This is a genomic window from Curtobacterium sp. MCBD17_026 (genome assembly GCF_003234895.2).
GTDB lineage: Bacteria > Actinomycetota > Actinomycetes > Actinomycetales > Microbacteriaceae > Curtobacterium > Curtobacterium flaccumfaciens.
This window is the reverse complement of record NZ_CP126281.1, coordinates 2,738,375-2,750,912: the sequence shown is the minus strand read 5'-3', so window position 1 is coordinate 2,750,912 and position 12,538 is coordinate 2,738,375. Positions and strand designations below refer to the sequence as shown.

Genomic DNA, 12,538 nt, shown 5'->3' with positions numbered 1-12,538 from the left:
GGGCGACGTCCGTCAGAAGTACGTGATGCCGTGCGGCGTCCGCGGCGGCAGCAGCATCGCGCGGAGCAGCTCCACCGACGCCTGGTCCGCAGCGCGGACGAGCCCCGCGGCGGCCAACGTGACGGGGGAGACCGAGCCGATCAGCAGCGCACCGAGCTCCGCGACGTCGAGCTGGACGTCGGACCCGGCCACGTCGACGTCGTCGGCGACGCGCGTGACGGTGCCACGGGCCTCCTGGACGTCGAGGCGGTACGTGCCGGTGGTGAAGCCGAGCGCGTCGGTGACCCCGAGTGTCAGGGACCCGTCGACGGCGAACGGCCGCGAGGCCAGCACCGCCGGTACGTCGAGCACACGCAGCCAGACGTGGTCCTCTTCGTGGTCGACGTCGTACGCACGGTTGTCGCCGAGCGCGGCGACGATCGGGTCGTCGAGGCGGGAGCGGTTGTACTTCACGACGTCGTTGAGGTCGACCGAGAGCAGGAACTCCCACAGAGCGGTGTAGGCCTGGTCGTCCGCGTACACCAGGTCGACGATCTCGACCGCGGTGTCGGAACCGCGGTCCTCCTTGACGCGCCAGGTGACGTAGCCGTCGATCTCGTCGGAGCCGTCGGGACGGTGCACCGCCGCACGGACGTCCTTCGCCTTCTGCCCGTCGTGGCCGAGCAGGCCGAACGCGACCGGCCAGGTGCCGGTGTTGCGGACCATCGAGCCGGGGGTGCGGACGTGGAACCGGTCGAAGACCGCCTTGCCCGGGCCGTCGGCCAGCCACTGCGGCGTCACGACCGACACCGTGCCGGACGTCGGGGCGAGCAGGGGGAGCGCACGCTCGCGGCGCACGTGCACGGCACGCTCGCGGATGGCGCAGCCGAAGCCGAAGCGGCGGTAGATGGTGCCCTCGGACGCGGTCAGCGACGCGACGGCGTACCCCTCGGCGACCCCGCGCTCGAGCGCGTGCGTCATCATCCGGCGCAGGATGCCGCGGCGACGCTCGGTCGGGCGGACGGTGACCGCGGAGATCGCCTGGGTGTCGACGGAGGAGCCGTCGCCCCAGCTCAGCGCCTTGCGGAACCACGTGAAGGTACCGGCCGGCCACGTCTCGTCGACGGACCCCGGGAACGGCTCGCGCACGTAGACCCCGAGGAACGTCTCTTCGTCGGCGATGAAGTACGACGCCATGCGGGCCGCGCCCTCGGGGTCGGGGTCGGCTTCGTGGAAGCCCATCCCGACGGCCTGCATCCACGCTGCCGTCTCGGCGTTCGGTGCCCCCTTGTCGTCCGTCCCGGGCGCGAACTCGCGCAGCTCGTAGCGGTCGTCGAATGCCTCGTTGCTCACGTCCCGACACTATCGGGACCGGGTGACGTCGCGACAGGCGCGTGGTCGGTCCGGTCGGCCTGGAGGCCCGGATCGCGTCCGGTGGACCGTGTGCCGTGTGGGGTCGGCCGGCTCAGGGCCCGTGCCCGGTGCCGCGTCAGTCGGTCGCGCCCCGCGGGGGATCGACGAGCAGCCCGACGCGGTCGTCCAGGTAGTCGGCGAGGGGGACGGCGGCGCCGGCCGTCGGGGACCACCGGACCGACGGCACGTCGTCGATGACGACGAGCACGCCCTCGGCGTCGAGCAGGGAGTCGTCGACGGGGATCGGGGCGGCGCCGTGGTTCACCGTGTCACCGGCGCTGAAGTGCCCCTTCGCGGCGGCGGCTCGGTAGGCGCGACGGACCTCGGCCGAGACCGACTGGTACTGCGACCGACCGGGTTCGGTGACGCGGGTGATCGACCCGGTGGCCCAGACGCGGCCGGCGGTCTCGGGGGACGACCCGATCAGGAGTGCCCCGACCCGCCACACCCGACCGAGGGGCCGCATCGTCGGGTCACGACGGATCCCGAGGACGGCCTTCGGCTGCACGTACTCGCCGAGTGCTTCGTCCGGGACGTCCGCGGCGCGGAGCCGTCGGGCCGCTGCGTCGAGGAGCTCCCGCGCCCGCTGCACTCCGTCCGTCACGTCCACCGAGCCTAGACCGGGTGGTGGTCGTCGTCTCGGTGGTGGTCCGTTCGACGTGGTGCGCTGCGCTGCGTCGTCCGTGGCTGGTGCCGACGCGGCGGGTGTCGGCGCGGCTGGTGTCGGCGCGGCGACGGCGTGCGGCGCTCACGAAGCCCGCGGTCATCATGACCGCCCCGTAGGTCAGGAGCACGCCGGCGACCGCGGGGACGAGCCAGCTCCGCGACCCGTTGACGACCTGGTTGACGATGCCGATCTCCGGCACGGAGTACCAGACCACGCCACGGATCTGCACGGCGGTGACCGGTGCCGGGTCGGCCTCGGCGTTGTTGTCGCCCTTGAGCACGAAGGTCCGCTCGCCGTCCGACGACGACGACACCGAGACCACGCGGTGGCTGACGACCGCGGGCTGGCCGGACACGATCTGGTAGGTGACGACGTCGCCGACCCGGATGTCGTCGATCGGGGTCGGACGGACCACGAGCAGGGTCCCCGGGGGCAGGGTCGGCTCCATCGACTGCGTCAGGACGGTGAGCGGCATCGAGCCCGTGGCCTTCGGCACGACGATCAGCACGACCGCCAGGGCAGCGACGAGCAGCAGGAGCCCGGTGCTGAGGCCGAGCACGACGGCGTGGACGACGGCGCGCCAGCCGGACCGCGGGGTGGGGGTGCTCATGCGCCGCATCGGATCGCCGCCCCGTTGTCCTGCGTGAAGAGCGTGACCTTGCCGGTGCCCGCGACGGTGCTCGTGGGGTTGCCGGCGCTGTCGAGCACCTTGACGGTGACGGTCAACGTGCCGGAGGTGCCGGCGCTCGCGGGGACGTCCGTCGGTGCGATGGTGATGAACGCGGAGTAGTCCTGTGCCTTCTGTCCGACCGGGGTCGAGCCGACGAAGGCCCCGTACCAGGTGTCCATCGGGCGGTTCGCGGCGTCCCACCGGATCTCGACGTACCAACCGCCGTGGTCGGTGCAGACCAGCGCGGGGGTCGTGTCGACGACCGCAGCCGGGGTGGTCAGGGTGAAGCCGCCCGCCACGACGCCCGAGGTCCAGGTGCCGCTCGTGACGGTGAGGTTGACGTTCACCTTGGCGGTCGAGGCAGCCGGGGCCGACGACTGCAGGGTACTGCGCGTGCACCAGACGGCGGAGGCACCGGCGGCGAGCTTCGCGCTCATGCTCGGCAGCGACGCCCAGGTGCCGGTGACGGACCCGGAGCCCACGGCCGTGCTCGTGGTGCAGCCCGCGGTCGAGGCGACCGGCCAGGCGACGACGGTGACGGCCTTGGCGAGTGCGGTCGAGCTGCCGGACACGACGGAGACCGTGGTGGTGGCGGTGCCGGCGAGGGTGCCCGAGTCGGTCAGGGTGATCGGCTTCGTCGTCGAGGTGACGCTCGACGAGAACGCCGTGGTGAGGGCGCTCGTGCCGCTGATCGACGCCGTGACCGTGCCGACGGTGGTGCTCGCCGCGGTGGTGCCCGACGCGCTCCACAGTGCCCACGCGGCGCTCGAGGTGCCACCGACGAACACGGCGGTGAGCAGCACGGTGACGAGGAGTCGGAGGCGGCGGTTCATGCGGAGACCTGCGTTCCGGTGACGGTGAGGGTGAAGTCGGTGGTGGCACCGGCGACGGTCTGCGGGGCGTCGGCGTCGAGGCCCATCTCGAGGCACGCGATCCCGCTGACCCCGGCCGGCAGGGTGAGGGACCCGGTGCCGGTGTCGAAGGTGGCCAGCCGACCGCTCGTGCCGGTGAGTCCTGGTGCGCACTTCGCGGCCGACGACACCATCGCGAGGTGGAGCGTCAGTTCACCGGTCGCCGCCGCGACGGACGACTTCGAGGCCGTCGTCGTGACGCGCACCGACAGGGGGACCGACCCGGTGTTCCGCACCGTGAAGGTGCCGGTGGTGCTCGTGCCCGGCCCGAGGACCGCGGTGTTCATCGCCGTGGTGCTGCTGACGCTGACGGTCGCCGTGGCGGAGCGCACCGTGGTGGCCGCCGTGCTGGCGGTCCCGTTCCAGAGCGCGTACGTGCCGCCGGTGCCGAGGAGCGCTGTTCCGACCGCGACGACCAGGGCGAGCGCGACCGGCCAGACCCAGCGGTGCCGTCGGGCTGCGCGGTGGCGTCCCGTCGTCCGCGGTGTGGCGGTCATGTGCCTGCTCCTGGTCGTCGTGGTCGGTGGGGTGCGATCGGTGGATCAGGAACCGATCGCGGTCTGGGTGAGCGTGAAGGCCAGCGCGCTGAGGTTGATCGAGCCGCCCTGACCGGTGGTCGCCGACGCGGGGAGCGTCACCGTGAAGACGACCTTGACGGTCGACGTGGACGAGGACGGCGAGACCACGAAGGTGTTCGCGTTCGACGAGGACTGCACCACCGAGGCGCTCGTCGAGGTGACGGCCAGCGTCTTCGTCGTGGCGGCGAGCAGCGCGGCGTCACCGGTGATGCTCTGGTTGGCGTAGGTCAGGTTCGCCTTGAGGTCCTGTCCGGTCGCGCCGATGTTCAGCGTCTGCGTGAACTGGAACGTGTTGCCCGGGACCATCAGGGCCTTCGTCGGGTCGATCGCGGTGGAACGACCGTTCGTGATGTCCGTCCAGGCGCCGTCGTTGTTGGCGCTCAGCGTCAGGGTGCCGGCGCTCACGGCGGACGCGGCGCTCGAGGCGCTGGCGTTCCAGAGGGCGAACGTGCCCGCACCGCCGAGGAGGAGTGCGACGCCTGCTGCGCCGGCGATGGCACCGGTGACGATCTTGTGCATGGGGAGGATCCGTTCCTGCGTGCTCGGGGCACGCTGAAGCCCACCGGGGACATTCGGGCGTCGTGTCCGGTGGGGAGGTTGTCATCGACCCAGTGGTTGGAGGGGGTCGCGGCTGACCGGTGCCGAGAGCGGTCGCCGGGCCCCGGAGCGCATGTGCTGCTGCTCGGGCGGGCTGGACTCGCTCTGGTGTCGACGTTACCTGTCCCCCAAAGTGCGGACAAGTGAGAACGATCGTTCACGTGAACCCAGAACGGGGGTCATTTTGGTCCCCGACAAGGAGGACACGTTTTGTACCCCGATATTCTGAGCGTGCGCTTTGCGTGCGCAGAGCGATCACAGAAGGAATGCCGGTAGGCACGGCGTCGTTGCACCGTCCGGAAACGAGGAGGGCCCATGGACATCGTGCGCTGGTTGTTCGACGCGCAGATCGTCATCGGTGACCAGACGGTGCTCTGGCGCGAGGTGATCGGCAACGTCTTCGGGCTGCTCAGCGCGTTGGGCGGCATGCGTCGGAAGGTCTGGGCCTGGCCCGTCGGGCTGGTCGGCAACGCCCTGCTCTTCACCGTCTTCATGGGGGCGCTCTTCGACACCCCGAACCCCGTCAACCTGCTCGGGCAGGCCGGCCGCCAGGTCATGTTCATCATCGTGAGCATCTACGGCTGGTACCGGTGGACGCACCGCCCCGAGGACGCGACGACCGTGATCGACCCGCGCTGGGCCTCCTGGCGGTCCCGTCTGCTGCTCGTCGTCGGGATGATCGGCGGCACCGCCCTGCTGACCCCCGTGTTCCGGGCGCTCGGGTCGTACGAGCCGGTGTGGAGCGACGCGTGGATCTTCGTCGGCTCGCTGCTCGCCACCTACGGCATGGCGAAGGGGTGGGTCGAGTTCTGGCTCATCTGGGTGGCGGTCGACCTGGTCGGCGTGCCGCTGCTCTTCTCCGCCGGGTACTACGCCTCCGGGCTGATGTACGTCTTCTACGGCGTCTTCACCCTGACCGGGTTCTTCGTGTGGATGCGCCAGCGGGTCCGCCCGCCGGCGGCGCCCGTGACCGTCGGCTGACCGCCGTGGTGGCGGCGCGCTGACGCGGCAGGGAGCACGGCCCCCGCTCTGGGACGAGACAAACGGCCCGGAATGCGCTGAGATGGTCGGATGGAACCCCTGCACGGCGAACGCGTCGAGGACGACGAGTCCCTCGCAGAACGCACGGTGCGCGCGGCGATCCGCGCCTACCGGTTGCACCCGTTCGACGACGTCGACGCGGCAGTCGTCGCCGACGTCGCGGGCATCCCGCTCGAGACCGTCGAGCGGCTGTTCCCGACCTGGGACGCCCTGCTCCTGGTCACCTACGACCGGTGGTCGCAGCTGCGGGGGACCCGGCGGAAGAACCCGCCGGCGTGCACGATCGAGCACGTCCGCCTGACCCTCGCCGAGGACGTCGCGGACCCCGGGCTCGTCCGGGTGCTCGCGGGGCTGATCACCGTGGCCAGCTCGGAGTCCGGGTTCGCCGAACTGTTCCGCAAGCGGTTCGAGGAGTACGCCGAGCAGCTGACCGTCGGGCTGCAGCGTGACTTCGACAAGGGCGCGGAAGAGGCCGGCATCCCCGCCTACCAGGCAGCGACGCAGCTGCTCGCGGTCTTCGAGGGGCTGCAGATCCAGATGCTCGTCCGCCCGCACATCGACGTCCTGGTCGAGTTCGACCGTGCGGCGAACACCCTGCGCCAGGGATGGAAGCGGCACGCTGTCCCGTCGTGGGACCTCGACGAGGCACCCGTCCGCGTCTGACGCCGCGCGGCGACGACCGACGGGGTCAGCCCCGCCGCCCCCGCCACGACAACACCTGCCGCACCGTCACCTTCGACCCGTACTGCGCGACCGAGTGCCGGAACAGGTACTCCGCGAACCACAGCAGCAGCCCGGCGACGACGAACACCTCGACGATGCAGACCACCGACTCCGTCACGGTCAGGGCCCCGACGGCGTTCCGCACCATCGCGGTGATCGGCGTGAAGGTCGGGAAGTACGTGAAGAACTGCGCGACGGGCGACGTCGGCGTCGTCATCACGAAGAACGCCGCGTACAGGGGGATGATCAGCGCGAAGATCGCCGCCGACTGCAGGGCCGAGGCGTCCTTGATCGACGGCACGGCGGCGCCGACGGCGACGAACAGCCCGGACGCCAGCAGCACCCCGCCGACGAGCAGCAGTGCCCCGGTCACCATCCGCCACGGGTCGACCGTCAGCCCACCGAGCTGCGACGACACCAACGGCAGGGCGACGAGCAGCCCGACCAGGCCGGGCACGACGAACACGCTGACCTGCACGAAGCCGACGAGCAGCATGGCGACGACCTTGCCGCGGATCAGGTCACCCGCGGTCACCGTCGTCAGGATCATCTCGGAGATCCGGTTCTCCTTCTCCTCGACCACGACGGTGACCATCCGGGCGGCGAGCAGGATGACGAGCCCGAAGAACGCCGCGACGAACAGGAACGGCGGCACGACCGACAACCAGCCCGGCGCGACCCGGCCGTCGGCGTAGGTGGTGACGTCGGTGGCGGGTGGACTGCGGAGCAGCTCCACGGTCTCGGGGTCGTCGACCGAAGCGGCGACGCTCTGCTCGAGCACCCGTTCCGCCAGCGACGACCAGACCCCGTTGGCGAAGAGCCCGCGGTCGGCGGCGTCGACCCGGATGGCCGTCGTGGACGGCGACGACGGGAACACGATGAAGGCGTCGAGGTCGCCGGACCGCACGGCGGCGCGGTCGGCGGCGGCATCGGTGGACGGGGTCCCGCCCCACTTCGCAGCGACGGACTCCGACACCAGGCCGGACTCGTCGACGTAGTGGAACGGGGTCTTCGTGGCGGACGACCCGGACACCACGGAGTTCGTGCCGGCGGCCTGCCCGATGCCGACGAGCAGCGAGACGACCACGATGACGACCGGCAGCGCGAGGGTGCCGATCCAGAACGCGGGCTTCTTGACCGCGCGGACGAACTCGAACCGGACGACCGTGCCGAGGTTGCTCATGCCGCGGCTCCGTCCGACGAGGCAGCGGCGAGGGCGTCGTGCCCGTAGACCTGCACGAAGATCTCGTCGAGCGGGATCCGGCGCATCTCGAACGCGGTGACGTGCACCCCGGCCGCGACCAGTTCTGCCAGGACGTCCGCACCGTCCGGAGCGGCGGCCCGGGTCGGGACCAGGTAGGCGACGTGCCCCTCGTGGCGGGCGAGTCGGTACAGCGGCGACTTCGGCACCGGGCCGTCGAGCCCCACGCGGGCGACGGCGCCACCGAAGGCGTCCTGCACGTCGGGCACGGATCCGTACGCGGCGGCCCGCCCGTCCTTGAGGAGCAGGATGCGGTCGCAGAGCCGCTCGACCTCGTCCATGTGGTGCGTCACGAGGACCACGGTCGCGCCGTCGGCCTTCCGTTCGTCGACCAGGTCGAGCAGGAGTCGCCGGTTCACCGGGTCGAGCCCCTTCGTCGGCTCGTCGAGGATGAGCAGCCGCGGCCGGTCCATGATCGTGATGCCGAGCTGCACCTTCTGCTGCTGCCCGCCGGACAGCTTGTCGACGCGCAGCTTCGCGCGGTCGGCGAGCCCCACCCGGGCCAGGTAGTCCATGCTCCACGCGGTCGCCTCGGCACCGCGGAGCCCGCGCAGGCGCCCGAAGTAGGTCATCACGTCGATGACGGACTCCTTGCGGTACAGCCCGCGCTCTTCGGGCAGGTAGCCGATGCCGCCGGTGGCCGGCCGGTAGGGGAGGCCGTCGATCGTCAGCGTGCCCGCCGTCGGGGTGGTGATGCCGAGCAGGGCCCGGATCGTCGTGGTCTTGCCGGAGCCGTTGCTGCCGAGCAGCCCGAACGTCTCACCGGGGGCGACGTCGAACGACAGCCCGTCGACCACGTTGCGGTCGCCGAACCGCATCACGAAGTCCTGCACGCTGATGCTCGCCCCGCTCATGCGGCGACCCTACCGGGACTTTCTTCCCAGAACGGCCGCGATGGGATGCGAGAACGGGCGTACCTGGTCGGAACTTTCGACCCAGTACGCCCGTTTCCGGCAGGTACGCCCATTTCCGGCAGGTACGCCCGTTTCCGGCGGACGGGAGGCGCGGTGTCAGCCGGCACCGCGCCTCCCGTCCGTCGTCCGCTCGCGCCCAGGGCGCGAGCGTCGCGTCAGGAACGCAACCAGGCCGTCCCCACGCCCGACAGGGCGCCGTCGACCACGGGGGCCGAGGCGAGCAGCAGCTCGCCGGCCGGCAGCGCGAAGGGGTCGTCGCCGAAGACCGTCACGCTGGTCCAGCCGTTCGGCCGACGGAATGCCAGCACGTCGTCTCGGCCGGTCTCGATCCACTCGAGCTGTTCCTCGGACTGCAGCTGGCCTCGCAGGCCGAGCGCCTTCCGGTACAGGTTCAGGGTGGAGTCGGGGTCGGCGTCCTCGGCCTCGACGCTGGAGTCCGCGAACCACGCCGGCTGCGGCAGGTGCGATCCGTCCGGACCGAAGCCGAACGACGAGCCGGTGCGCGTCCACGGGATCGGCACGCGGCAGCCGTCACGACCGACGTCGACGCCGGGGTTGCGGAAGAACGCCGGGTCCTGGCGGTCGGCGTCCGGGATGTCACCGACCTCGTGCAGGCCGAGCTCCTCGCCCTGGTACAGGTAGGCGGAGCCGGGCAGGGCGAGCTCGAGCAGCGTGGCGGCCTGTGCGCGGCGCAGGCCGAGCGACCGGTCGAGCGCGTCCTGCGAGCCGCCGGCGAGCAGCCAGGCGCTGCCCTGCTTGTCGGTGCCACCGGCGCGGGGCGGCAGGGCGTAGCGGGTGGCGTGCCGGACGACGTCGTGGTTCGAGAACACCCACGTGGTCGACGAGCCGGACTGCTCGGCGAGGCCGAGGTTGAACTCGATGATCGTGCGGAACTGGCCGGCGTCGAAGTCGGCCTCGAGCAGGTCGAAGTTGAACGCCTGACCGAGTCCCTCGGCGCTGGCGTAGCGGGCGCGGCGGTGGGCGGGGACCCAGGCCTCGGCGACCGCGGTGCGGGCCGGCGTGTACTCGTTGAAGACCGTCCGCCACTCGGCGTAGATCTCGTGCACGTCATCGCGGTCCCAGAGCGGGTGCGTGCCGTCCTTCGGCATCTCGGCGAGCTCGGCCCAGGTGGGCAGGGTCTCGCCCAGGTCCTTCGCCAGGCCGTGGGCCACGTCGATGCGGAACCCGTCGACGCCGCGGTCGGACCAGAAGCGCAGGGTGTGCAGGAAGTCGTCTCGGACCTCGCGGTTCGCCCAGTTCAGGTCGGGCTGCTCCTTCGCGAAGCTGTGCAGGTACCACTGGCCGTCGCCGACGGCGGTCCAGGCCGGGCCGCCGAAGATCGAGATCCAGTCGGCGGGGGCGTCCTCGCCGGAAGGTCCGCTGCCGTCGCGGAACACGTAGCGGTCGCGGGCGGGGGAGCCCTTGGGTGCCGCGAGGGCCTCGCGGAACCACTCGTGCCGGTCACTCGTGTGGTTCGGGACGACGTCGACGATCACCCGGATGCCGGCGGCGTGCAGTGCCTCGACCATCCGGTCGAAGTCGTCGAGTGTGCCGAGGCGCGGATCGACGTCGCGGTAGTCGTCGACGTCGTAGCCGCCGTCGGCCAGGGCGGACGGGTAGAAGGGGCTGAGCCAGACGGCCTCGATGCCGAGCGAGGCCAGGTACGGCACCCGCTCGGTGATGCCGGGCAGGTCGCCGATGCCGTCGCCGTTCGCGTCGGCGAACGAGCGGGGGTAGATCTGGTAGACGCTGGCCTGGCGCCACCAGGTCTCGTCGTGCGTGGTGGCGGCGGGCTGGGCGAGGGTGTCGGTCACGTCGGGCCTTTCGTGGTTCGAGGGGTTCGAGGGGTGTGTGTCGGTCGGGCCTGCGCCGGCGATCGCGGTCGGGCCCGCACCGGCGGTGTCGGTCACTTGATGGCGCCCTGGGTCACGCCGGCCATCACCCACCGCTGGGTGACGAGGTAGACGATGATCGCCGGGGCCATCGCCATCAGGTACGAGGCGAACGACACGTTGTAGTTGTTGCTGAACTGCGTCTGGAACATCTGCTGCAGCACCGGCAGGGTCTGCAGCGCCGGGTCGGAGGTGATCAGTGACGGCATCACGAAGTCGTTCCAGGACGCGAGGAACGCGAAGATGCCGACGGTGGCGCTCATCGGTGCCAGCAGCGGGAACACGAGTCGCCAGAACACCTGCCCCGTGCTCGCACCGTCGATGCGTGCACTCTCCTCCAGCTCCGCCGGGATCGACCGCAGGAAGGCCGTGAAGAGCAGCACGCTGAAGGACAGCTGGAACATGACGTGCAGGATCGCGACGCCGAGCGGGTTGTCCAGGTGCGCGAGTCCGGTGAGCTTCACCTGCGACAGCGCGAGCACCGGGAACGGCAGGAACATGGCCGCGAGCAGGTAGAAGAACGACCAGCGGAACAGTCGTCGGTCCCAGTTCCGGGCGATCGCGTAGGCCGTGAACGAGGCGAGCAGGATCGTGCCGACGACGGTGATCGCGGCGACGAACACCGAGACCGCGAAGGCCCGCGGGAAGTCCGTCAGCTGCCACGCCTGCACGAAGCCGTCGACGCTGAACGGTGCCGGCAGCGAGAACGCGTTGCCGTCGACGGCCTGGCCGGTCGTCTTGAACGCCATCGTCAGGGTGACGTACAGCGGCACGAGCACCGACAGCGCGCACAGCACGAGGACGACGGTGACGGGCCAGTTCGAACGACCCCGGCCGGCCTTGCCCGAGCCGGAGGACCGGTCGGCGTCGACGGAACGGATGCTGCCGGTCGCGGTGGTCCCCGGTCGCAGGGGTGCTTGCAGGGACATCAGAGCGCTGCCTTCCCGCGGGTCGCCCGCAGCTGGATCACGGCGATGACGACCGCGATGACGAAGAAGATCGTGGCGTTCGCCATCTGGTAGGCGTAGTCGCCGCCGTTGAAGCCCTTGAAGATCGACATCGCGACACTGGTGGTCGAGGTGCCGGGGCCGCCGTCGGTCAGGCCGACGATGATGTCGTACGAGTTCAGGAAGTTCTTGAACCCGATGACCAGGTTGATCAGGATGTAGCCCGCCGTCAGCGGTGCGGTGATCGAGACGAGCTGCCGCCAGGCGCTGGCACCGTCGAGGGCGGCTGCCTCGTACACCTCGCCGGGGATCGAGAGGACACAGGCGATGTAGATGAGGAGCGTCGACGGGATCGCCTGCCAGGCCGTGACGACCACGATCGCCAGCCAGGCCAGGTCGGGGTTCGCCAGGATGCTCTGCTCGAGCGGCCCGAAGCCGATCGCGGTGGCGAAGGCCGGCAGACTGTTCGCGAACAGGAACGAGAACACGTAGGCGATGACGATCCCCGAGATCACCATCGGCAGCACGAACACCGCACGCAGCGCGATCTTGCCGCGGATCTTCGACGTCAGCGCGATGGCGAGCAGGAACGCGATCGCGTTCACGACGATCACGGTGACGAGCGAGAACCCGAGCGTGAACAGGTACGCCTGCAGGATCGCGGGGTCGGAGAACACCGCGACGTAGTTGGTGAGCCCGGTGAAGCGGAACTCACCGAAGCCGACGGAGTTCGTGAAGCTCAGCACGATGCCCATCACCGCCGGCAGCGTGATGGCGAGCGTGAAGAGCACCAGGGTGGGCAGCAGGAACGCCAGGAAGAGCGGGTCGACGCGGGGCTTGCGTCGTCCGTTCGGTCCTCCGGCCTGGAGGCCCGTGGCGGCTCCGCCACGGCGGCGGCGGTCCGCCGTCGTGATGGATTCGGTGGTCGTGGTTGCCATTCGGACG

The 12,538-nt window shown here is 70.8% G+C and carries 13 protein-coding genes; 2 read left to right on the top strand and 11 right to left on the bottom strand.

The window, feature by feature from the left end; all coding sequences use genetic code 11:
* Positions 1-12 precede the first annotated feature (12 nt).
* The 6 genes from DEI85_RS13050 to DEI85_RS13025 all read right to left on the bottom strand — a co-directional run bounded on the left by DEI85_RS13050 (position 13) and on the right by DEI85_RS13025 (position 4,737).
* Positions 13-1,332, bottom strand: coding sequence for a GNAT family N-acetyltransferase (locus DEI85_RS13050; RefSeq protein WP_111124368.1), 1,320 nt, complete (start codon positions 1,330-1,332; stop codon positions 13-15).
* Positions 1,333-1,468: 136 nt separating this feature from the next.
* Positions 1,469-1,900: a hypothetical protein gene (locus DEI85_RS13045; protein ID WP_110862330.1), complete on the bottom strand. Its 432-nt coding sequence runs from the start codon at positions 1,898-1,900 to the stop codon at positions 1,469-1,471.
* Positions 1,866-2,669: a signal peptidase I gene (locus tag DEI85_RS13040; protein WP_258376413.1), complete on the bottom strand. Its 804-nt coding sequence runs from the start codon at positions 2,667-2,669 to the stop codon at positions 1,866-1,868. Before DEI85_RS13040 ends, DEI85_RS13045 begins: the two co-directional genes overlap by 35 nt.
* The gene (locus DEI85_RS13035; protein ID WP_110862328.1) at positions 2,666-3,562 is read right to left on the bottom strand and encodes a hypothetical protein; all 897 of its coding nucleotides are present in this window, start codon (positions 3,560-3,562) and stop codon (positions 2,666-2,668) included. Before DEI85_RS13035 ends, DEI85_RS13040 begins: the two co-directional genes overlap by 4 nt.
* Positions 3,559-4,137, bottom strand: a complete 579-nt coding sequence (locus DEI85_RS13030; protein WP_110862327.1) for a TasA family protein — start codon at positions 4,135-4,137, stop codon at positions 3,559-3,561. The genes DEI85_RS13035 and DEI85_RS13030 overlap by 4 nt, the downstream gene beginning before the upstream one ends.
* A gap of 45 nt (positions 4,138-4,182) precedes the next feature.
* The gene (locus tag DEI85_RS13025) at positions 4,183-4,737 is read right to left on the bottom strand and encodes an alternate-type signal peptide domain-containing protein (protein ID WP_110862326.1); all 555 of its coding nucleotides are present in this window, start codon (positions 4,735-4,737) and stop codon (positions 4,183-4,185) included.
* A 393-nt stretch (positions 4,738-5,130) separates the two neighbouring features.
* On the opposite strand from DEI85_RS13025, the gene pnuC reads away from it, so the two are divergent.
* Both pnuC and DEI85_RS13015 read left to right on the top strand, forming a co-directional pair.
* On the top strand, positions 5,131-5,796 hold the full coding sequence (gene pnuC / locus DEI85_RS13020; RefSeq protein ID WP_111124366.1) for a nicotinamide riboside transporter PnuC: 666 nt from the start codon (positions 5,131-5,133) through the stop codon (positions 5,794-5,796).
* A gap of 90 nt (positions 5,797-5,886) precedes the next feature.
* On the top strand, positions 5,887-6,519 hold the full coding sequence (locus DEI85_RS13015) for a TetR family transcriptional regulator C-terminal domain-containing protein (protein ID WP_110862313.1): 633 nt from the start codon (positions 5,887-5,889) through the stop codon (positions 6,517-6,519).
* Between the two features lie 25 nt (positions 6,520-6,544).
* Here DEI85_RS13015 and DEI85_RS13010 read toward each other — a convergent pair whose 3' ends face one another.
* The 5 genes from DEI85_RS13010 to DEI85_RS12990 form a co-directional block, all read right to left on the bottom strand.
* Positions 6,545-7,762: an ABC transporter permease gene (locus DEI85_RS13010; protein WP_111124365.1), complete on the bottom strand. Its 1,218-nt coding sequence runs from the start codon at positions 7,760-7,762 to the stop codon at positions 6,545-6,547.
* On the bottom strand, positions 7,759-8,694 hold the full coding sequence (locus tag DEI85_RS13005) for an ABC transporter ATP-binding protein (protein WP_111124364.1): 936 nt from the start codon (positions 8,692-8,694) through the stop codon (positions 7,759-7,761). The genes DEI85_RS13010 and DEI85_RS13005 overlap by 4 nt, the downstream gene beginning before the upstream one ends.
* A gap of 215 nt (positions 8,695-8,909) precedes the next feature.
* Positions 8,910-10,568, bottom strand: a complete 1,659-nt coding sequence (locus DEI85_RS13000; protein WP_111091281.1) for a glycoside hydrolase family 13 protein — start codon at positions 10,566-10,568, stop codon at positions 8,910-8,912.
* A gap of 92 nt (positions 10,569-10,660) precedes the next feature.
* Positions 10,661-11,575 carry a carbohydrate ABC transporter permease gene (locus DEI85_RS12995; protein ID WP_027466185.1) on the bottom strand — a complete coding sequence of 305 codons (915 nt, stop codon included), beginning with the start codon at positions 11,573-11,575 and terminating at the stop codon, positions 10,661-10,663.
* A complete protein-coding gene (locus tag DEI85_RS12990) occupies positions 11,575-12,531 on the bottom strand; it encodes a carbohydrate ABC transporter permease (protein WP_111124363.1) in 957 nt (318 codons plus the stop codon). The genes DEI85_RS12995 and DEI85_RS12990 overlap by 1 nt, the downstream gene beginning before the upstream one ends.
* Positions 12,532-12,538: the final 7 nt, after the last annotated feature.